The sequence below is a fragment of the Ancylobacter sp. G4_0304 genome (assembly GCF_047501495.1).
Lineage (GTDB): Bacteria > Pseudomonadota > Alphaproteobacteria > Rhizobiales > Xanthobacteraceae > Ancylobacter.
This window is the reverse complement of the sequence record NZ_JAZDRM010000019.1, coordinates 34026-55950: the sequence shown is the minus strand read 5'-3', so window position 1 is coordinate 55950 and position 21925 is coordinate 34026. Positions and strand designations below refer to the sequence as shown.

The 21925-nt window shown below is 69.6% G+C and carries 22 protein-coding genes; 14 read left to right on the top strand and 8 right to left on the bottom strand.

Translation table 11 applies throughout. The features are described 5' to 3' along the window. Window positions 1–20: 20 nt before the first annotated feature. Complete coding sequence (locus VRZ77_RS12505; protein ID WP_414592985.1) at window positions 21–1151, bottom strand: type III PLP-dependent enzyme; 1131 nt, start codon at window positions 1149–1151, stop codon at window positions 21–23. A gap of 621 nt (window positions 1152–1772) precedes the next feature. Continuing rightward, a complete protein-coding gene (locus tag VRZ77_RS12500; RefSeq protein ID WP_414592984.1) occupies window positions 1773–2012 on the bottom strand; it encodes a hypothetical protein in 240 nt (79 codons plus the stop codon). 116 nt (window positions 2013–2128) lie between these two features. On the opposite strand from VRZ77_RS12500, the gene VRZ77_RS12495 reads away from it, so the two are divergent. From VRZ77_RS12495 to VRZ77_RS12460, 8 genes are all read left to right on the top strand, one after another. Then, window positions 2129–3736: a gamma-glutamyltransferase family protein gene (locus tag VRZ77_RS12495; protein WP_414592983.1), complete on the top strand. Its 1608-nt coding sequence runs from the start codon at window positions 2129–2131 to the stop codon at window positions 3734–3736. Window positions 3737–3795: 59 nt separating this feature from the next. Further along, entirely contained in the window at window positions 3796–4935 is a 1140-nt protein-coding gene (locus tag VRZ77_RS12490) for an alpha-D-ribose 1-methylphosphonate 5-triphosphate diphosphatase (protein ID WP_414592982.1), read from the top strand. Between the two features lie 16 nt (window positions 4936–4951). Then, window positions 4952–5644 (top strand): DUF1045 domain-containing protein, encoded by a 693-nt coding sequence (locus tag VRZ77_RS12485; RefSeq protein WP_414592981.1) that lies wholly within the window; start codon window positions 4952–4954, stop codon window positions 5642–5644. 4 nt (window positions 5645–5648) lie between these two features. Then, window positions 5649–6260: a DapH/DapD/GlmU-related protein gene (locus VRZ77_RS12480; protein WP_414592980.1), complete on the top strand. Its 612-nt coding sequence runs from the start codon at window positions 5649–5651 to the stop codon at window positions 6258–6260. Between the two features lie 122 nt (window positions 6261–6382). After that, a complete protein-coding gene (sppA, locus tag VRZ77_RS12475) occupies window positions 6383–7357 on the top strand; it encodes a signal peptide peptidase SppA (protein ID WP_414592979.1) in 975 nt (324 codons plus the stop codon). A gap of 84 nt (window positions 7358–7441) precedes the next feature. Further along, a complete protein-coding gene (ihfB, locus tag VRZ77_RS12470; RefSeq protein WP_029351613.1) occupies window positions 7442–7735 on the top strand; it encodes an integration host factor subunit beta in 294 nt (97 codons plus the stop codon). A gap of 97 nt (window positions 7736–7832) precedes the next feature. Then, a complete protein-coding gene (locus VRZ77_RS12465) occupies window positions 7833–8180 on the top strand; it encodes a LapA family protein (protein ID WP_414592978.1) in 348 nt (115 codons plus the stop codon). Between the two features lie 3 nt (window positions 8181–8183). Continuing rightward, complete coding sequence (locus tag VRZ77_RS12460; RefSeq protein WP_414592977.1) at window positions 8184–9146, top strand: ornithine cyclodeaminase family protein; 963 nt, start codon at window positions 8184–8186, stop codon at window positions 9144–9146. Window positions 9147–9149: 3 nt separating this feature from the next. Here the strand turns inward: VRZ77_RS12460 and cysW are convergent, their stop codons facing one another. The 3 genes from cysW to cysP all read right to left on the bottom strand — a co-directional run bounded on the left by cysW (window position 9150) and on the right by cysP (window position 12043). Continuing rightward, complete coding sequence (gene cysW, locus VRZ77_RS12455) at window positions 9150–10034, bottom strand: sulfate ABC transporter permease subunit CysW (protein WP_414592976.1); 885 nt, start codon at window positions 10032–10034, stop codon at window positions 9150–9152. Window positions 10035–10039: 5 nt separating this feature from the next. Next, window positions 10040–10861, bottom strand: a complete 822-nt coding sequence (gene cysT, locus VRZ77_RS12450; protein WP_414592975.1) for a sulfate ABC transporter permease subunit CysT — start codon at window positions 10859–10861, stop codon at window positions 10040–10042. Window positions 10862–11026: 165 nt separating this feature from the next. Continuing rightward, the gene (gene cysP, locus VRZ77_RS12445; protein WP_414592974.1) at window positions 11027–12043 is read right to left on the bottom strand and encodes a thiosulfate ABC transporter substrate-binding protein CysP; all 1017 of its coding nucleotides are present in this window, start codon (window positions 12041–12043) and stop codon (window positions 11027–11029) included. Between the two features lie 176 nt (window positions 12044–12219). Here cysP and VRZ77_RS12440 point away from each other — a divergent pair, with 176 nt between their 5' ends. From VRZ77_RS12440 to VRZ77_RS12420, 5 genes are all read left to right on the top strand, one after another. Next, window positions 12220–12930, top strand: coding sequence for a phosphoribosylanthranilate isomerase (locus VRZ77_RS12440; RefSeq protein WP_414592973.1), 711 nt, complete (start codon window positions 12220–12222; stop codon window positions 12928–12930). Further along, window positions 12927–14168: a tryptophan synthase subunit beta gene (gene trpB, locus VRZ77_RS12435; protein ID WP_414592972.1), complete on the top strand. Its 1242-nt coding sequence runs from the start codon at window positions 12927–12929 to the stop codon at window positions 14166–14168. The genes VRZ77_RS12440 and trpB overlap by 4 nt, the downstream gene beginning before the upstream one ends. Continuing rightward, entirely contained in the window at window positions 14165–15004 is an 840-nt protein-coding gene (gene trpA, locus VRZ77_RS12430; protein WP_414592971.1) for a tryptophan synthase subunit alpha, read from the top strand. The genes trpB and trpA overlap by 4 nt, the downstream gene beginning before the upstream one ends. Before the next feature lie 105 nt (window positions 15005–15109). Continuing rightward, window positions 15110–16108, top strand: coding sequence for an acetyl-CoA carboxylase, carboxyltransferase subunit beta (gene accD / locus VRZ77_RS12425; RefSeq protein ID WP_414592970.1), 999 nt, complete (start codon window positions 15110–15112; stop codon window positions 16106–16108). Window positions 16109–16118: 10 nt separating this feature from the next. After that, window positions 16119–17495 (top strand): bifunctional folylpolyglutamate synthase/dihydrofolate synthase, encoded by a 1377-nt coding sequence (locus VRZ77_RS12420; protein WP_414592969.1) that lies wholly within the window; start codon window positions 16119–16121, stop codon window positions 17493–17495. Between the two features lie 124 nt (window positions 17496–17619). Here the strand turns inward: VRZ77_RS12420 and infC are convergent, their stop codons facing one another. Next, window positions 17620–18144 carry a translation initiation factor IF-3 gene (infC, locus tag VRZ77_RS12415; RefSeq protein ID WP_414592968.1) on the bottom strand — a complete coding sequence of 175 codons (525 nt, stop codon included), beginning with the start codon at window positions 18142–18144 and terminating at the stop codon, window positions 17620–17622. Between the two features lie 312 nt (window positions 18145–18456). Between infC and VRZ77_RS12410 the strand changes: the two genes are divergently transcribed. Next, window positions 18457–19245, top strand: a complete 789-nt coding sequence (locus tag VRZ77_RS12410; RefSeq protein ID WP_414592967.1) for an alpha/beta hydrolase — start codon at window positions 18457–18459, stop codon at window positions 19243–19245. A 3-nt stretch (window positions 19246–19248) separates the two neighbouring features. Here VRZ77_RS12410 and rsmD read toward each other — a convergent pair whose 3' ends face one another. Together rsmD and VRZ77_RS12400 are read right to left on the bottom strand one after the other, a co-directional pair. Next, entirely contained in the window at window positions 19249–19806 is a 558-nt protein-coding gene (gene rsmD / locus VRZ77_RS12405) for a 16S rRNA (guanine(966)-N(2))-methyltransferase RsmD (protein WP_414592966.1), read from the bottom strand. 14 nt (window positions 19807–19820) lie between these two features. Next, window positions 19821–21869: a pseudouridine synthase gene (locus VRZ77_RS12400; protein WP_414592965.1), complete on the bottom strand. Its 2049-nt coding sequence runs from the start codon at window positions 21867–21869 to the stop codon at window positions 19821–19823. Window positions 21870–21925: the final 56 nt, after the last annotated feature.

The following is a 21925-nucleotide window of genomic DNA, read 5'->3' as shown; positions in this document are numbered from 1 at the left end:
AGACCAGCTTTTGGCCGGGCTCAGATCACGTAGGATCGGAGCGGGTCGAAGCCGTTGAACGCCACCGCCGAATAGGTGGTGGTGTAGGCGCCGGTGGCCTCGATCAGCACCTTGTCGCCGATGGCGAGCGAGACCGGCAGGTAGACCGGATCCTTCTCGTACATCACGTCGGCCGAATCGCAGGTCGGGCCGGCGAGCACGCAGGGCTCGGTCGTGTCGCCATCGCGCGGGGTGCGGATCGGGTAGCGGATCGATTCGTCCATGGTCTCGGCGAGGCCGCCGAACTTGCCGATGTCGAGATAGACCCAGCGCATCGTGTCGGTGTCGGACTTCTTCGAGATCAGCACCACTTCCGCCTCGATCAGGCCGGCATTGCCGACCATGCCACGGCCCGGCTCGATGATGGTCTGCGGGATCGAGTTGCCGAAATGCCGCGACAGGGCGCGGAAGATCGCCTCGCCATAGGCTTCCGCCGCCGGCACGTCCTGCAGGTAGCGGGTCGGGAAGCCGCCGCCGAGATTGACCAGGCTCAGCGAGAAGCCGCGCAGCGCGCATTCATGGAAGATCGCCGAGGCGGAGGCGAGGGCGCCGTCCCAGGCTTCGACGTTCTTCTGCTGCGAGCCGACATGGAAGGAGATGCCGTGGGCCTCAAGCCCGAGGCGGTGGGCATGCTCCAGCACGTCGACCGCCATGTCCGGCTCGCAGCCGAACTTGCGGGAGAGCGGCCATTCGGCGCCGGCGCCGTCGCACAGGATGCGGCAGAACACCTTCGAGCCGCTGGCGACGCGGGCGATCTTCTCGACCTCTTCCGTGCAGTCGACCGAGAACAGGCGCACGCCCAGCTCGAAGGCGCGCGCGATGTCGCGCTCCTTCTTGATGGTGTTGCCATAGGAGATGCGGTCCGCGGTCGCGCCGGCGGCCAGCGCCATCTGGATTTCGGCCACCGAGGCGCAGTCGAAGCACGAGCCCAGCTCGGCGAGCAGGCTCAGGATTTCCGGGGCGGGGTTCGCCTTCACCGCGTAGAACACGCGGGTATCCGGCAGCGCGCGCGCAAACGCGGCGTAGTTGGAACGAACCACGTCGAGATCGACGACGACGCAGGGGCCGTCCTCACGTCGGTTGCGCAGGAACTCGCGGATACGGTCGGTCATGGCGCTCTCCACAAACCTTCAAAGCTTCGACCCAGGACGATGGATGCGAACACCCGCCCGCGGCGTGAGTGTGCCGCGCTCGTGGCGAGAATGCGCATCCGTTCGCCGGCCGCACGGTTTTTGCCGCAAGGCCGGTTGGTATGGAGCCGTGGCACGGATGCGTTCGGGGGCGCATGTGGAGAGCGCTCTCGTTCGTCCGATGCCATCGCTTGGTACGGGAGACCCGACCGCACGCCCGGCAAGAAGTAGTGCCTCTTCAGTGTCGCCGACCTTTGGAGGGCCGACTGAGACTAAAAAAGCCCGCTACGTCGTTGCTTCAAGTCACGTTCCCCGCTGAGAGCGAGGTGCGCCGGTTTCGCCTCCGGCTACCGATCTTCCTGGCGACTTTCCGGCCTCTTGTCCGGACTTCCGCCGATCGGCACGCGACCACAGGCACGTGCGAATATTGGGCGAGTGGTGATGTATGGATTTCCGCCGTCACATGCAAGCGGGTTTTTCAAGTTTTTTCCGTGCGCCGGCTAAGGGTTGGCTCGGGATGGAACGGGGTACCAAAAACGACAACGGCCGGGGGGGGCCCGGCCATCAAACCCGTCGCACTGTCACGCGCAGGCGCGGCCGGCCTCAGCCCTCGACGAAGGGCTCGATTCCCTTGGCGCGGATGAAGAAGCGGCAGATCGCGTAGAACGCGATCACGGCGAACGCGCCCTCGAAGATGATCTCCCAGACCAGGCTCGCCTCGAACAGCGCGGCGATTGCCCAGCCCAGCGCGAGGCCGGCGCCGAGGAACTCGACACCCACGAGGATGGTGGCGCTCACCACCGTGCTCACATTGTCCCAGCGAATGCGTCGGCCCGTGCTCATCAGTTCCATTCCGCTTAATTGGCGGGGCGCAACCTGCTATGCCGCGCCGCGCGGGTCAAGCCAGGCGGGTCACATCGCGGGGCTCCGCCACGATAACAGGTCCGGGAGAGAGTGAGATGGCAGGTCAGGGTCACGAGAGCGTCCGCGCCGGGCGGGGCATGGTCGCGGCGCCGCATTGGGCGGCGGTCGAGGCCGGGCGCACGGTGCTGGAGGAGGGCGGCAACGCGGTCGAGGCCGCGCTTGCGGCGGCGGCGGCCATCGCGGTGGCCTATCCGCACATGACCCAGTTCGGCGGCGACGGCTTCTGGCTGATCCGCGAGCCCTCCGGGCGCATCCGCTATATCGAGGCGGCGGGCTATGCCGGCGCCAAGGCGACGCGTGCGCTCTATCGCGACGCCGGCTACGACGCGATTCCCGCGCGCGGCCCGCTCGCCGCGCTCACCGTTCCCGGCCAGATCGGTGGCTGGCAGCTGGCGCTGGACAGCGCGAAGGCCCATGGCGGGAAGATGCCGCTACGCCGCCTGCTGGAGGCGGCGAAGGACCATGCGCGCGCGGGCGTCACGGTGAGCGCCTCGCAGGCGGGGCTGACCGCCGAGAAGCTGGACGAGCTGAAGGACGTGCCGGGCTTCGCCGCCATGTTTCTCAAGGACGGCAAGGCGCCGCACGCCGGTGACGTGCTGCGCTTCGAGCGGGTGGCCGACATGCTGGAGCATCTGGGCGCGGCCGGTCTCGACGATTTCTACCGTGGCGATATCGGCCGCGAGATCGCTGCCGACCTTGAGCGCGCCGGCAGCCCGATCACGCGCGCGGATCTCGAAGCCTTTCGCGCCGTCGAGCGCGCGCCGCTGCATCTCAAGGGCCAGCACCTGGAGCTGTGGGGCTCGCCGCCGCCGACGCAGGGTCTCGCCACGCTGATGATCCTCGGCATTTTCGAGCGGCTGGGCGTCACCGAGCCGGAAGGCTTCGCCCATGTCCACGGCCTGATCGAGGCCACCAAGCGCGCCTTCCTGGTGCGCGACAAGGTGGTGACCGACCATGGCCGCCTCGCCCATGACCCGGCCGAGTTCCTCACCCCCGCGCGCCTCGCCCGCGAGGCGGCAGCCATCGATCCGAAGCGCGCCGCGCCGTGGCCGCACCGCGCCGCGCCGGGAGACACGATCTGGCTCGGCGCCGCCGATTCGAGCGGGCTGATGGTGTCCTACATCCAGTCGATCTACTGGGAGTTCGGCTCCGGCCTCGCTCTGCCGGCGACCGGCGTGCTCATGCAGAATCGCGGCTCCAGCTTCTCGCTGGATCCTGAGGCGGTGAACCCGCTGGAGCCGGGCCGCCGGCCGTTCCACACGCTCAATCCCTGTTTCGCCGCGCTGCCGGACGGGCGGGTGGTGTCCTTCGGCTGCATGGGCGGGGAGGGCCAGCCGCAGACCAATGCCGCGGTGCTCAGCCGCTACGCCCTGTTCGGCGCCCCGCTCGGCGAGGCGGTGGCGCGCCCGCGCTGGGTGCTCGGCCGCACCTGGGGCTCGCCCTCGGTCAGCCTCAAGCTGGAAGGCGCGCTCGATTCGACCCTGGTCGAACAGCTCGCGCGCGCCGGCCACGAGGTGGAGGTTCTCGACGCGCCCTATGCCGGCACGATGGGCCATGCCGGCGCCATCGTCCTGCATCCCGGCAAGGCCGGGCTGGAAGGCACGCACGACCCGCGCGCCGATGGCGGGGCGGCAGGTATCTAGCCCCGGCTTCACGGTACGGTCACATCCTCATGCGAGAGGCGCGGCGAGGAAGAGGATCCATGGAATCGATTCTGACCAATGCCCGCCTCGTTCTGGAGGATCGCGTCGTCACCGGCACGCTGGTCCATGAGAACGGCACCATCCGCGCGGTCGACGAGGGGCGCTCGCATCTGGCGGCGGCCCGCGACTGCGAGGGCGCCTATCTCGCGCCGGGGCTGATCGACCTGCACACCGACGCGCTGGAAGGCCATTTCCTGCCGCGTCCCAAGGTGGTGTGGCCCGATGCCCGCGCCGCCGCGCTCGCTCATGACGCGCAGATGGCCGGCGCCGGGGTCACCACCGTGTTCGACGCGATCTGCGCCGGCGGCTTCGACCAGGCCAAGGCGGAGCGCCGCGCGCTGTACCCGGTGATGCTGGACGTGGTGGGCGAGGGCGCGGCGCGCGGCCTGTTCCGCATCGAGCACCGCGTCCATCTGCGCTGCGAATTGACCGATCCGACGCTGCCGGAGCTGGTGGACGCCGCGATCGCGCATCCCGAGCTTGGCCTTGCCTCGCTGATGGACCACACGCCCGGCGCGCGGCAGTGGCGCAATGTCGAGCATCTCAAGGTCTATCTCTCCGGTGTCGGCAAGAACGCGCGCGAGATCGACGAGGAGCTGTCGGCCCGCGCCGAGCGCGGCCGCGCGGCGGTGGCCGGCAATTACGCCTCGATGGTGGCGCTGTTTTCCGGCAGCGGCATCGTGCTGGCGAGCCATGACGACACCACGCCGGCCCATGTCGCCGAGGCGCTGGAGGCCGGCTGCACCATTTCCGAGTTCCCGACCACGGTCGAGGCCGCCCGCGCCGCGCATGAGGCGGGGCTGGCCACCATTGGCGGCGCGCCGAATGTGGTGCGCGGCTTCTCGCATTCCGGCGGCGTCTCGATGCGCGATCTGGCGGCCGAGGGGCTGCTCGACGCGCTCGCCTCCGACTATGTGCCGGCCAGCCTGCTTCAGGCCGCGGTGTCGCTGACCCGGACCTCGGGCCTCGATATGGCGCAGGCCCTGTCGCTCGTCACCCGTGCGCCGGCGCGGCTCGCCGGGCTGGAGGATCGCGGCCGGCTGGCGCCGGGCCTCGCGGCCGATCTGGTCCGGTTCTCCCTCGTCGAGGAAACGCCCGTCGTGCATGAGGTCGCGCGGCGCGGGCGGCGCGTGTTCTGAAGGCGCGAGAAGGCTGATGGCTGAACCCCGCTACGCGATCTATTTCGCGCCGCCGGCGCAGAGCCCGCTCTGGCGCTTCGGCTCCTCGATCATCGGCTACGATGCCGAGACCGGGCGCGATCTGAGCCCACCCGCCATGCGCCGCTTCGAGGCGCAGGACTGGCGCGAGGTGACGAGCGAGCCGCGCCGCTACGGTTTCCACGGCACGCTGAAGGCCCCGTTCCGCCTCGCGCCGGGCCGAGAGGAGGCCGAGTTGCGCGCGGTCTGCCAGCGCTTCGCCGGGGATCGCGCGCGCTTTGCCTGCGCGGGCGTGCAACTGGTCACGCTCGGCCGCTTCCTCGCGCTGAAGACGGTATCGACCTGCGCGGCGCTGGACCGGCTGGCGGCGAGCGCGGTGACCGCCTTCGACGAATTCCGCGCGCCGATGTCGGCGGCCGAGCGCGAGAAGCGGCTGCGCGCCCCTCTCACCGCGCGCCAGCAGGAATATCTCGACCGCTGGGGCTACCCTTACGTGTTCGACGATTTCCGCTTCCACATGACGCTGACCGGCCCGCTGGACGACGAGGCCCGCGCCCGCGCCCAGGCGGAACTCGCCGAGCTATTCGCGATGAGCGGGGCCGACGGGCCGCTGATCGTCTCCGAGATCTCGCTGTATCGGCAGGAGGACGGTCCGTTCCGGGTGCTGGCGCGCTACCCGTTCGGGAGCTGAGGACATGAAGCTCGGCCTCGACCCCGTGATCGATCCCAGCGCGCAGGTCGCGGCATCGACGCTCGGCCGCTACACTCAGGTCGGCGCGCGCACCAAGCTGCTGGAATGCGAGCTGGGCGACTATTCCTATGTCGTGAACGATTCCGACATCGCCTATTCGCGCATCGGCCGCTTCGTCTCCATCGCCGCGATGACGCGCCTCAATCCGGGCAACCACCCGATGCAGCGCGCCAGCCAGTCGCATTTCACCTATCGCGCCTCGGCCTATTTCGACGATGCGCAGGACGAACCCGATTTCTTCGGCTGGCGCCGCGCGCAGCCGGTGATCGTCGGCCATGACGTCTGGATCGGCCACGGCGCCATCGTGCTGCCGGGCCGCCGCATCGGCGACGGCGCGGTGGTCGCGGCCGGGGCGGTGGTGACCAAGGACGTCCCGGCCTATGCCATCGTCGCCGGGGTGCCGGCGCGCGTGGTGCGGATGCGCTTTCCCGAGCCCATCGCCGACCGGCTGCAGGCGCTGGCGTGGTGGGACTGGGACCATGCCCGGCTACGCACCGCGCTGGAGGATTTTCGCGGGCTCGCCATCGAGGCGTTCCTGGAAAAGCACGGCGGCTGAAAGCGTTATCCGTCTGCTTCGCCGGCCTCGGGCGGCTCCCTGCGTCGGCGTCTCCCCTTGCCACCCCGCCGCGCGGCCTTTACTTCCTGAGCGGGCGGCGAAGCAAAGAGGCGGACGGCCACATGGCAAATCGCGCGATCGAGGTCGACGAGGTGCTGGCAAAGCGCCGGCTGCGGCGGCGGGTCAGCTTCTGGCGTGTCTTTGCGCTGCTCGTGCTGGTGCTCGGCGGGGCCGGGCTGTTCGCCTATGTCAATGAAGGCGCGCTGCTGCCGCGCGCCGCCCCCCATGTCGCCCGCGTCAAGATCGGCGGCGTCATCCGCAACGAGCGCGAGCGGCTGGAGCTGCTGGAATCGATCGGCCGCTCCGGCGCCCGCGCGGTCATCCTGTCGATCGACAGCCCCGGCGGCACGGTGGTCGGTTCGCAGGCGCTGTATGACGGGCTGCGCCGGCTCTCCGAGCGCATGCCGGTGGTGGCGGTGGTGGAAGGCATGGCGGCCTCGGGCGCCTATATCGCCGCCATGGGCGCCGACCATATTGTCGCCCCGCGCAACGCGCTGGTCGGTTCGATCGGGGTGATCTTCCAGTTCCCGAATTTCGCCGAGGCGATGAAGACGCTCGGCATCTCCTATGAGGAGATCAAGTCGTCTCCGCTCAAGGCGGCGCCCAACATGTTCGAGCCGCCGAGCGAGGCCGCGCGCGCCGCCGTCGCCTCGCTGGTGAGCGACAGCTATGACTGGTTCCGCGAATTGGTGGCCGAGCGGCGCCTGCTCTCCGGAGACAAGCTTGCGGAAGTCACCGACGGGCGGGTGTTCACCGCCCATCAGGGCCTCCCGCTGCGCCTCGTCGACGAGCTCGGCGACGAGCGCACCGCCCGTGCCTGGCTCGCCCGCGAGCGCCAGGTCTCGGCCGATCTGCCGGTGCGCGATTGGCGGACCGGGCGGGCGGGGGACGAATTCGGCTGGCTGCGCGGGGCGTCGATCCGCCTTATGTCCTTGGCCGGCATGGCGGAAATCGGCCAGATCCTGCTGGGCTCCGCCGAGGGCGCCGCCGCTCAGCTACGCCTTGACGGTCTATTGGCCCTCTGGCACCCTCATTGAGGGACGGGACAGGCCAAGTTTTTCCAAAATATGACGTTTTCGGATTTGCGGCGATCCGGGCGTAATCAAGGGGGCGGAGCGTCGATGATCAAGTCTGAGCTAGTGCAGCGGATTGCGGAGGCAAACCCGCACCTTTATCAGCGCGACGTCGAGAATATCGTGAATGCGATCCTGGATGAGATCGTGGCGGCGCTGGCGCGCGGCGACCGGGTGGAACTGCGCGGTTTCGGCGCGTTCTCGGTGAAAAGCCGCCCCGCCCGCACGGGTCGCAATCCCCGCACCGGCGCGCATGTCGCGGTGGACGGCAAGGCCGTGCCCTATTTCAAGACCGGCAAGGAAATGCGCGAGCGCCTCAATGATGGCGTCGACCTGGAATAGGCCTGACGCAACACGTCGATGCGTCGGCCGCCCGTCCTGCGAGGACGGGCTTTCTGAACTGCGGTGAGGCGGCGCTCCGGCCGCCCGGGAGCATGCTGTGCTGAAACGAATCGTGCTGATCGTCGTCGCCCTGCCGGTCTCGATCGTGCTGGTCATGCTGGCGGTGGCCAACCGGCATCCGGTCGCGCTGGTGATTGATCCGTTCGGCGGCGTGGACTCGCTCAGCGTGCAGGCGCCGCTCTACATCGTGGTGTTCACCGCGCTGATCCTCGGCGTGCTGTTCGGCGGCGTCGCGGTCTGGGTGAAGCAGGGCCGCTACCGCAGCGCCGCGCGGCGTGCCGGCCGCGAGGTGAGGCGCACCGCCGCCGAGCTCGACGCCGTGCGCAAGGCGACCGGCACCGGGCGCGACCTTCCCGCCTTGTCCGACCGGCGCAGCGCGGCCTGAACCATGGCCTCGCTCGCTTTCGTCACGGCGGCCGAGATCGACGGCCTGCTGGACTTTCCCGCGCTGATCGACGCCCTGGACGCCGCGTTTCGCCGCAACATCGTGACGCCGGTCCGTCATCACCACGCCATTGCCCGGCCCGATGCCGAAGCGACGCTGCTGCTGATGCCGGCCTGGACCGCTGAGGGCACCGACGACGACGTGCTCGGCACCAAGCTGGTCACCGTGTTCCCCGGCAATGCCGCGCGTGGGCTCGACAGCGTGACCGGGCTTTATGTGCTCAATTCCGCCGCCACCGGCGCGCCGCTCGCGGTGATGGACGGGCGCGCGCTTACTTTGTGGCGCACCGCCTGCGCCTCCGCGCTGGCCGCGCGCTACCTCGCGCGTCCCGATGCGTCCCGCCTCGCGGTGATCGGCGCCGGCGGCATGGCGCCCTATCTCGCCCGCGCCCATGCCAGCGTGCGGCCGATCCGCTCCATCGCGATCTGGAACCGTACCCTCGCGCGCGCGCAGGCGCTGGCCGCCGAGCTGCGGGCCGAGGGCTTCGACGCCCATGCCGAGCCGGACCGCGCGCGGGCGCTCGAAGAGGCCGACATCATCACCTCCGCCACGCTCTCGCCCGAGCCGCTGGTCGAGGGGCGCTTCCTGAGGCCCGGCCAGCATGTCGATCTGGTCGGCGGCTTCACCCCCGCCATGCGCGAGGCCGATGACGAGGCGATTCGCCGGTCGCGCGTCTATGTCGACACCCGCGCCGGGGCCGGCAAGGAGGCGGGCGACATCGTGGTGCCGCTCAAGACCGGCGTGCTCACGCCCGAGGGCATTCTCGGCGACCTGTTCGAACTCGCCTCCGGCACCGCGCCGCTGCGCGCGAGCGATGACGAGATCACGCTGTTCAAGTCGGTCGGCACCGCGATCGAGGATCTCGCCGCCGCCGAGCTGGTGTGGAAGGCGCTGAAACGCGGCTGAGTCTTAGTGCCCCGGCGTTCCGCCCAGCGCCCGGGTGCGCGCGGCGTCGAGCCGCTCGATGATCGCCTTGGCGACCAGCGTGAACAGCGCCACCGCCGTCAGAATGGTGGCCACCGCAAAAGCGGCGATGGCGTTGTTGTCCTGGTAGAGCAGCTCGATCTGCAGCGGCAGCGTGTTGGTCTGGCCGCGTATGTTGCCCGAGACGATCGACACCGCGCCGAACTCGCCCATGACGCGGGCGTTGCACAGCGCCGCGCCATAGAGCAGGGCGAAGCGCACATTGGGCAGCGTCACCAGCGTCAGGATGCGCCAGCCGCCGGCGCCCAGCGTCACCGCCGCCTCTTCCTCCTCCGACCCTTGCGCGATCATCAGCGGAATCAGCTCGCGCGCCACGAAGGGCGCGGTGACGAACAGGCTCGCCAGCATGATGCCGGGCACGGCGAACATGATCTTGATGTCATGTTCCTGAAGCCAGGGCCCCAGCAGCCCCTGCGCGCCATAGACGAACAGATAGGCGACGCCGGCGATGATCGGCGAGATCGAGAACGGCAGCTCGACCAGCGCCACCAGCAGATTGCGCCCGGTGAAGCGGAACTTGGCAATGCACCACGCCGCCGCAATGCCGAAGCCGACATTGATCGGAACCACCACCACCGCAACGAAGAGGGTGAGCCAGATCGCGTGGCGCGTGTCCTCGGAGGCGAAGGAGGCGAGATAGGCCGCCCAGCCCTGCCTGAACGCATGGGCGAAGATGGCGGCGAGCGGGGCGATCACGATGAGCGCCGTGACCAGCAGCACGCCGCCGATCAGCAGCCGGCGGGTGAGTGCGCCATCGCCAACCCGGATTCGGGTGCGGGTATGCGTGGGAAGCCGGGGTTCGCTCGCCATGGCGGTCAGTCTCCCGTCCCGATGCGGCGCTGCTGCCAGAGCTGGATCATGTTCACCACGAACAGCATGAGGAAGGCGAGGCCGAGCAGCGTCGCGGCGATGGCGGCGGCGGCCGGGTAGTCATATTCCTCGATGCGGATGAAGGTCAGCAGCGACACCACCTCGGTGCGCCCCGGCAGGTTGCCGGCGATGAAGATGATGGCGCCGAACTCGCCCAGCGAGCGCGCGAAGGCGAGCGAGGCGCCGGTGAGGAAGGCCGGGAAGATCGCCGGAAAGATCACCCGCGCGAAGATGCGGCGGTCGGAGGCGCCGAGCGTCGCGGCCGCTTCCTCGACATCATGGGCGAGGTCTTCCAATACCGGCTGCACGGTGCGCACCACGAAGGGGATCGAGGTGAAGGCCATGGCGAGCGCGATGCCGAGCGGCGTATAGGCGACATCGATGCCAAGCGCGGAAAGCGGGCCGCCGAACCAGCCGTTCTTCACGAACAGCGCGGAGAGCGCGATGCCGGCGACGGCGGTGGGCAGGGCGAAGGGCACGTCCACCAGCGCGTCGAGCAGCCGCTTGCCGGGAAAGTCGTAGCGCACCAGCACCCAGGCCAGCGCCAGCCCATATACCGCGTTGAACAACGTCGCGCCGGCGGCGGTGGCCAGCGTCAGGCGGAAGGCCGCCGCGGTGCGTGTGCCGGTGAGGATCGCGACATAGCGGTCCCAGCCAATATCCAGCGCCTGCCACACCAGCGCGCCCAGCGGCAGCAGCACGATCAGGCTGAGATAGGTGAGGGTGATGCCGAGGGAGAGCGGAAAGCCCGGCACGACGCGGTTCACGGCGGCGATGTCCTCATTCCGGTCGGGCCCCTGTCGAAAATGGCAATGGCCGGGTCAGTTCAAATGAACATGGCCGGGTCGAGCCCGGCCATGCCGCAATCAGCAGAGGATGTCCAGCCTTGGATGTCCAGCCGTGGCTGGTTCATCCGGCGTCCGGCGCTGCCCTCAGGGCGCGACGAACAGCTGGTCGAGCTTGCCGCCCGAGGCGAAATGGGTCTTCTGCGCCTTGTCCCAGCCGCCGAATACGTCCTCCACCTTGACGAGGCGGACCGGGGCGAACTTGTCCTTGTTGGCCTCGGCGACCGCCGGGTCGACCACGCGGTTGTTGAAGCCGGCGGCGATCTTCTGGGCTTCCGGCGAATAGAGGAAGGTCAGATAGTCGGTGGCGACCTGGCGCGAGCCACGCTTGTCCACCACCTTGTCGACCACCGCGACCGGGAACTCGGCCAGCAGGCTGACCGGGGGCACCACGACCGTGAAGTTCTTGTCCTTGTAGGCGTCCTTGACGTTGATCACCTCGGCCTCGAAGGAAATCAGCACGTCGCCCTGCTCGCGCTCCACGAAGGAGGTGGTGGCGCCGCGCCCGCCGGTGTCGAACACCACGACGTTGGAGAGCAGCTTCTTGGCGAAGGCGTCGGCCTTGGCCTCGTCGCCGCCGAACTTCTCCAGCGCGTAGGCATAGGCAGCGAGATAGGTGTAGCGGGCATTGCCCGAGGTCTTCGGGTTCGGGAACACCAGCTTCACGTCGTCGCGCACCAGGTCGTCCCAGTTCTTCACGCCCTTGGGGTTGCCCTCGCGCACCAGGAAGGCGGGGAAGGAGTACCAGGGCGAGGAGGCGTTCGGCAGGCGGCTCTGCCAGTCCTTCGCGACATAGCCCTTGTCGGCGAGGAAGGTGATGTCGGTGACCTGGTTGAAGGTCACCACGTCCGCCTCAAGGCCCTCGACGATGGAGCGCGCCTGCTTGGAGGTGCCGGCATGGCTCTGGTTGACCTTGATGTCGGCACCGGTCTTGGCCTTGTAGGCCGGCTCGAACGCCTTGTTCTCCGCCTCGAACAGCTCGCGGGCGACGTCGTAGGAGGCGTTGAGAATGCTGTTCGGCGCCTGCTGCGCATGGGCGGCGCCGGCCCCGAGAAGCGCGGCGGCCAGCGAGGCGGAAAGGACGAGACGGCGCGTGAGGCGCATGGGAATTCTCCGGGTCGGGCGGCCGAGGGCCTATTCACGTAACTGATAGTGAAATATCTAATTTCACAGTTGAGCGTGAGTAGCATGTCCATCGCCGTGACGGAAGGGGAGAATCGCATTGGCTCGCCTAGCTCCCTCGATCCGTGCTAGGTGCAGGCCCTGAGGAGAGAACCCCCGTGTCCATCGACATCAAGATCTGCGGCCTGAAGACGAGCAAGGCGCTGGACGCCGCGCTGGCGGCGGGCGCCGACATGGTGGGCATGGTGTTCTTCCCCAAAAGCCCCCGCCATCTCGACCTTGCCACCGCCGCCGCGCTGGCCAAGCGCGCCGGCGGGCGTGTGACGGTCGTGGCGCTGACCGTCGACGCGGACGATGCGGCGCTGGCCGCCATGATCGAGGCGGTGCGCCCGGATGTGCTCCAGCTTCACGGCGCGGAGACGCCCGCGCGCGTCGCCGCCATCCGCGCGCGCTTCGGCCTGCCGGTCTGGAAGGCGGTCGGTATCGCCGGGCCCGAGGATCTCGCCGGCCTCGCCGCCTATGACGCCGTCGCCGACCGGCTGCTGCTCGACGCCAAGCCGCCCAAGGGGGCGGTGCTGCCGGGCGGGAACGGCGTGCCGTTCGACTGGAATCTCCTCACCGGTCTTGACCTTTCAAAGCCCTTCATGTTGTCAGGTGGCCTCACCCCGGAGAATGTGGAGGAGGCGCTGCGCCTGACCCATGCCCCGGCGGTCGACGTTTCCTCCGGCGTGGAAAGCGCGCCCGGCGTGAAGGACCCGGCACGGATCACTGCCTTCATCCGCGCCGCCCGGAACGCCGCCAGTTCCGACACCGCAACCGCAGCCGTAAAGCCGGCGCTCTCTTCCAACCAGACGGGCATCGCTTCGTGAACGTTCCCAATTCCTTCCGCACCGGGCCCGACGAGAACGGCCATTTCGGCATCTTCGGCGGTCGTTTCGTCGCCGAAACGCTCATGCCGCTGATCCTCGATCTGCAGACCGCCTATGAGGCCGCCAAGGCCGATCCCGCCTACAAGGCGGAGATGGAGGCCGGGCTGAAGCATTATGTCGGCCGGCCGAGCCCGCTCTATTTCGCCGAGCGCTTCACCGAGCATCTTCGTGGAGTTGCCGCGGCCGAGGGCCGCGATGGCGGCGCCAAGATCTATTTCAAGCGCGAGGAACTGAACCACACGGGTTCGCACAAGGTGAACAACGTGCTGGGCCAGATCCTGCTCGCCCGCCGCATGGGCAAGCCGCGCATCATCGCCGAGACCGGCGCGGGCCAGCACGGCGTCGCCACCGCCACGCTCTGCGCGCGCTACGGGCTGAAATGCGTGGTCTATATGGGCGCGGTCGATGTCGCCCGGCAGGCGCCCAACGTGTTCCGCATGAAGATGCTGGGCGCCGAGGTGGTTCCGGTGAAGTCCGGCTCCAGCACGCTGAAGGACGCCATGAACGAGGCGCTGCGCGACTGGGTGACCAATGTGCACGACACGTTCTACTGCATCGGCACCGTCGCCGGCCCGCATCCCTATCCGGCCATGGTCCGGGATTTCCAGTCGATCATCGGCAAGGAAACCCGCGAGCAGATGCTGGAGGCCGAGGGCCGTCTGCCGGACAGCCTGATCGCCTGCATCGGCGGCGGCTCCAACGCCATGGGCCTGTTCCATCCCTTCCTCGACGATCCGTCGGTGAAGATCTGGGGTGTCGAGGCCGCCGGCCACGGCATTCCGTCCGGCCAGCATGCCGCCTCGCTCACCGGCGGGCGCCCGGGCGTTCTGCACGGCAACCGCACCTACCTGCTCATGGACGGTGACGGCCAGATCGCCGAGGCCCATTCCATCTCGGCGGGTCTCGACTATCCCGGCATCGGGCCGGAGCACAGCTGGCTGCACGACACCGGCCGCGCCACCTACATCTCCGCGACCGACGACGAGGCATTGGCCGCGTTCCAGCTGGTCTCGAAGCTGGAGGGCATCATCCCGGCGCTGGAGCCGGCCCATGCGCTCGCCAAGGTGATCGAACTCGCGCCGACCCTGCCGAAGGACCATCTGATGGTGGTCAATCTCTCCGGCCGTGGCGACAAGGACATTCCGCAGGTGGCGGAGATTCTGGGGACCAAGATATGAGCCCGCGTTTCGAAGCGCGCTTCAAGGCCTGCGCCGCGGAAGGCCGCGCCGCGCTCGTCACCTTCATCACCGCCGGCGACCCGGACCGCGAGACCTCGCTGGCGCTGCTCAAGGCGCTGCCCGCGGCCGGGGCCGACATCATCGAGCTCGGCGTGCCGTTCACCGACCCGATGGCCGATGGCCCGGCGATCCAGGCCGCCGGCCTGCGCGCGCTCAAAGCCGGGCAGACGCTGGCGAAGACCATCGAGATGGTGCGCGAATTCCGCAAGGACGACGCCACCACGCCGCTGGTGCTGATGGGCTATTACAACCCGGTCTACATTTACGGCGTCGACCGCTTCCTCAAGGACGCGAAGGAGGCCGGCGTCGACGGTCTGGTGGTGGTCGACCTGCCGCCGGAAGAGGACGACGAACTGTGCCTGCCCGCGCTCAAGGCCGGGCTCGCCTTCATCCGCCTCGCCACCCCGACGACCGACGACAAGCGCCTGCCGGCCGTGCTCGCGAACACGGCAGGCTTCGTCTACTACGTCTCGATCGCCGGCATCACCGGCGCCGCGACGCCGGACGCCGACCGCGTGAAGCAGGCGGTGGCACGCATCAAGCGCCACACCACCCTGCCGGTCGCTGTCGGCTTCGGGGTGAAGACCCCGGCGCAGGCCGCCGAGATCGCCGGCGGGGCTGATGGCGTGGTGGTCGGCTCGGCGTTGATCGACGCGCTGCGCGCCACGCTCGGCGAGGGCGATACCGCGACGCCGGCGACGGTTCCGGCCGTGACCGCGCTGGTGGGCGAACTGGCGCAGGCGGTGCGGGGCGCGCGCCGCGCCGCCGCCGAATAACGCGCCACGCCTTTTCATCGCCCATCTCGCGCATTAGATGATGCGGCGGCGCGTCCGGGAGAGCCCTTCCGGTGCCGCCGCGACCCCTTAGCCGGAGCTAGCCCGTTGAACTGGATCACCAACGTCGTTCGCCCGAAGATCAGCAGCTTCCTGAACCGCCGGGAAGTGCCGGAAAATCTCTGGGTGAAATGTCCCGAAACCGGGCAGATGGTGTTCCACAAGGATCTGGAAGCCAATCTGTTCGTGGTTCCCGGCTCCGGCTTCCACATGCGCATGGACCCGACGGCGCGGCTGCGTTCGCTGTTCGACGGCGGCAAGTGGTACGACGTGGCGCTGCCCTCGGTGGTGCCCGATCCGCTCAAGTTCCGCGACGAGAAGCGCTACACCGACCGCCTCAAGGACGCCCGCGCCAAGACCGGCGCGCAGGACGCGGTGAAGGTCGGCTTCGGCAAGCTCGATGGCCTGCCGGTCACCATCGCGGTGCAGGATTTCGGCTTCATGGGCGGCTCGCTCGGCATGGCGGCGGGCGAGGCGATCGTCACCGGCATGGAGACCGCCGTCTCGCGCGGCACGCCGTTCATCATGTTCGCCTGCGGCGGCGGCATGCGCATGCAGGAAGGCATCCTCTCGCTGATGCAGATGCCGCGCACCACCTGCGCGGTGCACGCGCTGCGCGAGGCGCGCCTGCCCTATATCGTGGTGCTGACCAACCCGACCACCGGCGGCATCACCGCCTCCTACGCCATGCTGGGCGACATCCACATTGCCGAGCCGGGCGCCTTGATCTGCTTCGCCGGTCCGCGCGTCATCGAGCAGACCATCCGCGAGAAGCTGCCCGAGGGCTTCCAGCGCGCCGAATATCTGCGCGACCACGGCATGGTCGACCTCGTGGTGCATCGCCACGAGATGCGCGCGACGCTTTCGCGGCTGAGCCACCTGCTGATGCGGGCGCCCGCGCCGGGCGAGGCCAAGGCCAAGTCTTCCGAGCCGCGCGCCCTTGAGGCGAAGACGTCCGAGGCCAAGACCTCCGAGGCCAAGCCCGCGGACGCCGAGGCGGTGCCCGCGTCCGAGGCGCCGCTGCCGCCCGTCGTTCCCGTGGCCTGAGGCCGCGGCCATGGCTTCCGCCTTGCCCGCCGCTTTCCCCTCCGGCCCGTATGGTTCGGGGCTGAGGGGACGCCCGCAGGTCGATGCGCGCGTCGACGCGCTGTTCGAGCGCCTGCTGGCGCTGCATCCCAAGCTGATCGACCTGTCGCTGGACCGCATGTGGCGGCTGCTGGAGCGGCTTGGCCATCCCGAGCGCCGGCTGCCGCCGGTGATCCAGGTCGCCGGCACCAATGGCAAGGGCTCCACCGTCGCCTTCATGCGCGCGGTGCTGGAGGCTTCCGGGCGGCGCGTGCATGTCTACACCTCTCCGCATCTGGTGCGGTTCAACGAGCGCATCCGGCTTGACGGCCGTCTGGTGAGCGACGAGGCGCTGGGCGAGGCGCTGGCGCGCGCCGAGAGCGCCAATGACGGCGAGCCGATCACCTTCTTCGAGATCACCACAGCCGCCGCCTTCCTGCTGTTTTCCGAAGTGCCGGCGGACATCCTGCTGCTGGAGGTCGGGCTCGGCGGGCGGCTCGACGCCACCAATGTGGTGGAGAGCCCGCTGGCGAGCGTCATCACCCCGGTCTCGATCGATCACGTCGATTTCCTCGGCGAGACCATCGCCGAGATCGCGGGTGAGAAGGCCGGCATCATCAAGCGCGGCGTGCCGGTGATCGTCGGCCGGCAGCTTCCCGAGGCGCTGGCGGTGATCGAGCGGCAGGCGGCGCGGCTGCGCGCCCCGCTGCACGTCGCCGGCGAGCAGTATCAAGCCTATGAGGAAGGCGGGCGCCTCATCGTCGCCGACGAGGACGGGCTTGTCGACCTGCCCCGTCCGCGCCTCGTCGGCCCGCACCAGATCGAAAATGCCGGTCTGGCGGTCGCCGCGCTGCGGGTCGCCGGGCTCAAGCTGCCGGTATCGGCCTTCGAGCAGGGCGTGCGCGCGGCGGAATGGCCGGCGCGGCTGCAGCGCCTCGGCCATGGCCCGCTCACGCTGCGCGCGCCCGAGGGCGCGGATATCTGGCTGGATGGCGGCCACAACGCGGCCGGCGGCCAGGCGCTGGCCGGCGCGCTGGCCGATATCGAGGATCGCGCGCCGCGCCCGCTGGTGCTGGTGGTCGGCATGCTGGGCAGCAAGGATTCGTCCGCCTTCCTCGCCCCCTTCGCCGGGCTGGCGCGCGAGGTGATCGCGGTGCCGGTGCCGGGCGAGCACAAGGGCCAGCCGCCGGAAGCCGTGGCGGCGGCCGCGCGCGCGCACGGGCTGAACGCCTCGGTGGCGAGCAGCGTGGGTGCGGCGCTGGAAGGGCTGGGGACGGTGCCGGTCGGGCCGGCGCCACGCGTGCTGATCTGCGGCTCGCTCTATCTGGCGGGCGCGGTTCTCGGCGAGAATGGCAGCGTGCCGGAATAGGCGGAAGCCGGGCCTTGTGAGGTCATCCCGGCCGCAGCGACGCATCGAGCCGGGATCGCCTTAAGATGATCAGCGCACGATCCCGGAGATGGCCTCGCGGCCATTCCGGGATGACGTGGCGGGCTCAGCGCGGCGCAAGGATCATGACCATCTGCCGGCCTTCGAGCTGCGGCTCGGATTCGACCTTGGCGAGGGTGGCCAGCTCTTCCTTGACCTTGTTGAGCAGCTTGTAGCCGAGCTCCTGATGCGCCATCTCGCGGCCGCGGAAGCGCAGGGTGACCTTCACCTTGTCGCCTTCCTCGAAGAAGCGGTGGATGGCTTTCATCTTCACGTCGTAGTCATGCGTGTCGATGCCGGGGCGCAGCTTGATTTCCTTGATCTCGACCACGTGCTGGCGCTTGCGCGCCTCGTTGGCCTTCTTCTGGTTCTGGTACTTGAAGCGGCCATAGTCGAGAATCTTGCAGACCGGCGGCACGGAATTCGGAGCGATCTCGACCAAGTCGAGGCCAGCTTCCTGCGCCATGACAATGGCATCGCGCGTCGGCACGACACCACGGTTCTGGCCGTCCTGGTCGATCAGCTGAACTTCGCGGATGCGGATATCTTCGTTGACGCGCGGGCCTTCCTTTTCCGGCGCGACGGGTCTCATGGGGCGACGAATGGCGGTCTTCTCCTCTGCCGTTTCGCTCTGCTCGTTCCACCGCACCCAGAGATTTGCCGGCCGGCATGCTTGCGCGCGTGTAAAACGGTCGCAGAACATCGTGACAAACCCGGCAGAAGTCAACGGCGTTACGCAAGGGAAATCGCGTCGGAACGACGTTAAAAACGCTCGGGCGGCGATAGGGTCGCCGCGCTCTGGCCGCGTGGGGTATCAAGCTGTAGTGAAAATGGGTCGCTTTTCTCGAATCGCAAGGCGCATCGGCGGCTTGCGTCGACATTATGCCAGTAAGGACGTGCCGCGATGAACGCTGAAATCCCCGCCTCCGAGCCGCAATTCCTCTCAGTGGGTGAGGAGGAGCGGCGGATCGCCGTGCGCGTGACGCCGGGTGTCTCGACGGAGGCGGCGCCGGGCGTCGTGTGGTGCGGGGGCTTTCTCTCCGACATGAAGGGCACCAAGGCGCAGCATCTGGCGCAGTGGGGCGAGGCCGGCGGCCGGCAGGTGGTGCGCTTCGATTATTCCGGCCATGGCGAATCCGGCGGCGCCTTCGAGCAGGGCACCATTTCGCGTTGGGCGGCCGAGGCGCTGGCGGTGTTCGAGGTCTTCACCTCCGGCCCGCAGATCGTGGTCGGCTCCTCCATGGGCGGCTGGGTGGCGCTGCTGCTGGCGCGCGCGCTCGCGGCGCGCGGCGAGAGCCACCGGCTCCGGGGGCTCGTTCTGCTGGCGCCGGCGCCGGACTTCACCGAGGAGCTGATGTGGAAGGCGATGCCCGACGACGTGCGCGCCGCCATTCTTCATGACGGCAAGTGGCTGCGCCCGTCCGAATACGGCGCCGCGCAGCCGATCACCCGCGCGCTGATCGAGGATGGGCGGCAGAACCTCGTGCTCGGTGCGCCGTTCTCGGTCGGCTGCCCGGTGCGCATCCTTCAGGGCGTGGCCGATGCCGACGTGCCGTGGCGCCACGCGCTGCGCCTCGTCACCTGCCTCGCCGAGGACGATGTGGTGCTGACCCTGATCAAGGACGGCGATCACCGCCTGTCGCGGCCGGAAGATCTGGCGCGGATGATCGCGGCGGTGGAAGAGGTTGGCTGATTTTTAGCCCGCCGCGCGCAGGAACACGATTTCGGTCGCGTCGTAGCGCCGGCGCTCGATTTCCGTGAAGCCCTCGGGCGCAGCGAAGGCCGCGTCCACCGCCTCCTCGACGATCACCAGCGCCTCCGGCGCCAGCCAGCCTCCGGCCAGCGCGCCGGCGAGCGCCTTCTCGCCGAGGCCCTTGCCATACGGCGGATCGCAGAACACGAGGCTGTAGCGCTCGCCGCCGGCGGTCGGGCCGAGCTTGGTGGCGTCGCGGCGGAAGATGCGGGTGCAGCCGCCCAGCCCGAGCGCCTCGACATTGGCGCGGATGAGGGCGCGGGGCTCCGTCGCGTCCTCCACGAACAGGGCGAAGGCCGCCCCGCGCGAGAGCGCCTCGATGCCGAGCGCGCCGGTGCCGGCGAACAGATCCAGCACCTTGGCGCCGTCCGCCGCATCGCCATAGGCATGGGCGAGCACGTTGAACAGCGCCTCGCGCAGCCGGTCCGTGGTCGGGCGCGTGGCGTTGGAGGAGGGGCTCTTGAGGGGGCGCCCCTTGAAGCGTCCGCCGACGATGCGCATCGTTCAGATCCGCCTCAGCCGCGCGGCGGCCGCTTGCCGGAAGGTTTGCCGCCGGAGGGGCGCCCGCCGGGCTTTCCGCTGGAGGGCTTTCCTCCCGCAGGCTTGCCTCCCGGGCGCGAGGCACCGGGCTTGCCGCCAAAGCTCTTGCCGCCAAAGTTCTTGGCCCCAAAGCTCTTGCCCGCAGGCCGGCCCGCGCTGCGCGGGCGCTCGGCACCCTCGTCGTCGCGGGGCGGGCGCGAACCGGTCTTGCCACCCATCGGCCGCTCGCGGAACGCGCCTTCGGACTTCACCCGGCCGCTATAGGGCCGGTCGCCGGATTCGCCCCGGAACGAGCGCCCGCCTTCCGGGCGCGGGCCACGCTCGCGGAACGGCCGCTCGGGACGATCGCCCTCGGGACGCTCGCGGCGGGGAGCCCGCTCGCCATCGCCGCGCGGACGAAAGCCGCGCTCGCCTTCGGGGCGGGAACGGAACGGGCGCTCCGAACGCTCACCCTCCGGGCGCGGGGTGCGCTCGCGGAACGGCCGCTCGGGGCGGTCACCCTCGGGGCGCTCGCGACGCGCGGGACGCTCGCCATCGCCGCGCGGACGAAAACCACGCTCGCCATCGGGGCGGGAGCGGAACGGACGCTCGGCACGCTCACCCTCCGGGCGCGGGGCACGCTCGCGGAACGGCCGCTCGGGACGGTCACCTTCGGGGCGCTCGCGACGCGCGGGACGCTCGCCATCGCCGCGCGGACGAAAACCGCGCTCGCCTTCGGGGCGGGAACGGAACGGGCGCTCCGAACGCTCGCCCTCCGGGCGCGGGGTACGCTCGCGGAACGGCCGCTCGGGGCGGTCACCTTCGGGACGTTCGCGACGCGCGGGACGCTCGCCGTCCGGGCGCTTGCGGAAGGTGCTCTCGCCGCCCTTGCGGGGCGCGCGCTCGGGGCGGGCGCGTTTGGCTTCCTGCTCCTCCTCCCGGCGCTCGCGCTCGCGCAGCGGGCGGGCCGGACGTTCTTCCGCCACAACTTCGGTGGAACGCACGCGCTGCACCAGCACCTTGCGGCCCTTGCGGTCGGCGACGAGACCCGAGGTCACGCTGCGCTCGGCGGTTTCCTCAAGGTCGATCGGCCGGCGGCGATGGCGATCCTCACCGCCTTCGGGCTTGGCATAGCGCGGGCCCTTGGCGGCAGGCTTGGTGCCCGCCTTGCCGGCGCGCGCGGCCTTGTCCTCGTCCGGCTCGTCATAGCTGAACACCGGGCCCTCGAAATCCGCGCCGGCGGCGGCCGAAAGCTCCGGGCCGAGCTGGTCGGCGAGCACGCGGGTGCGCACTTCCTCGACCGCGCCCTGAGCGATTTCGCCGAGCTGGAACGGGCCGTAGGACAGGCGAATCAGCCGGTTCACATCGAGGCCGAGCGAGCCCAGCACGTTGCGGACTTCGCGGTTCTTGCCCTCGCGCAGCGCCAGCGTCAGCCACACATTGGCGCCCTGCACGCGGTCGAGCGCGGCCTCGATCGGCCCGTAATGCACGCCGTCGACCGTCACGCCCTTGATGAGGGCGTCGAGCTTGTCCTGGGTGATGTCGCCCTTGGCGCGCACGCGGTAGCGGCGCAGCCAGCCGGTTTCCGGCAGTTCCAGCACGCGCGAGAGCCCGCCATCATTGGTGAGCAGGATCAGCCCTTCGGTATTGAGGTCGAGCCGGCCGACCGAGACCAGGCGCGGCAGGCCGGGCGGCAGGATCTCGAACAGGGTGGCGCGGCCTTCCGGGTCGAAATTGGTGGTCACCACGCCCTTGGGCTTGTGGTAGAGGAACAGCCGCGTGCGCTCCTTGGCCGGGATCGGCGTGCCGTCGACCTCGATGAGGTCGTCGCGCGTCACGGTGCGGGCGGGGCTTTCCAGCACCTCGCCATTCACCGCGACCCGCCCGGCCGCGATCCACTCCTCGACCTCGCGGCGCGAGCCGAGCCCGGCGCGGGCGACGACCTTGGCGACGCGCTCGGCCTCGCGCGGTTCGAGCGGCGCGATCTCGCGCGGGGCGCGCGGCACCTTGTTGTGATCCTTGCGGGGCGGGGCTTTTTTCGGCATGGGGTCAATCCGGTTTGGGTCGCGGTGCTATCATGTCCGGCGGTACGAGGCGAGCA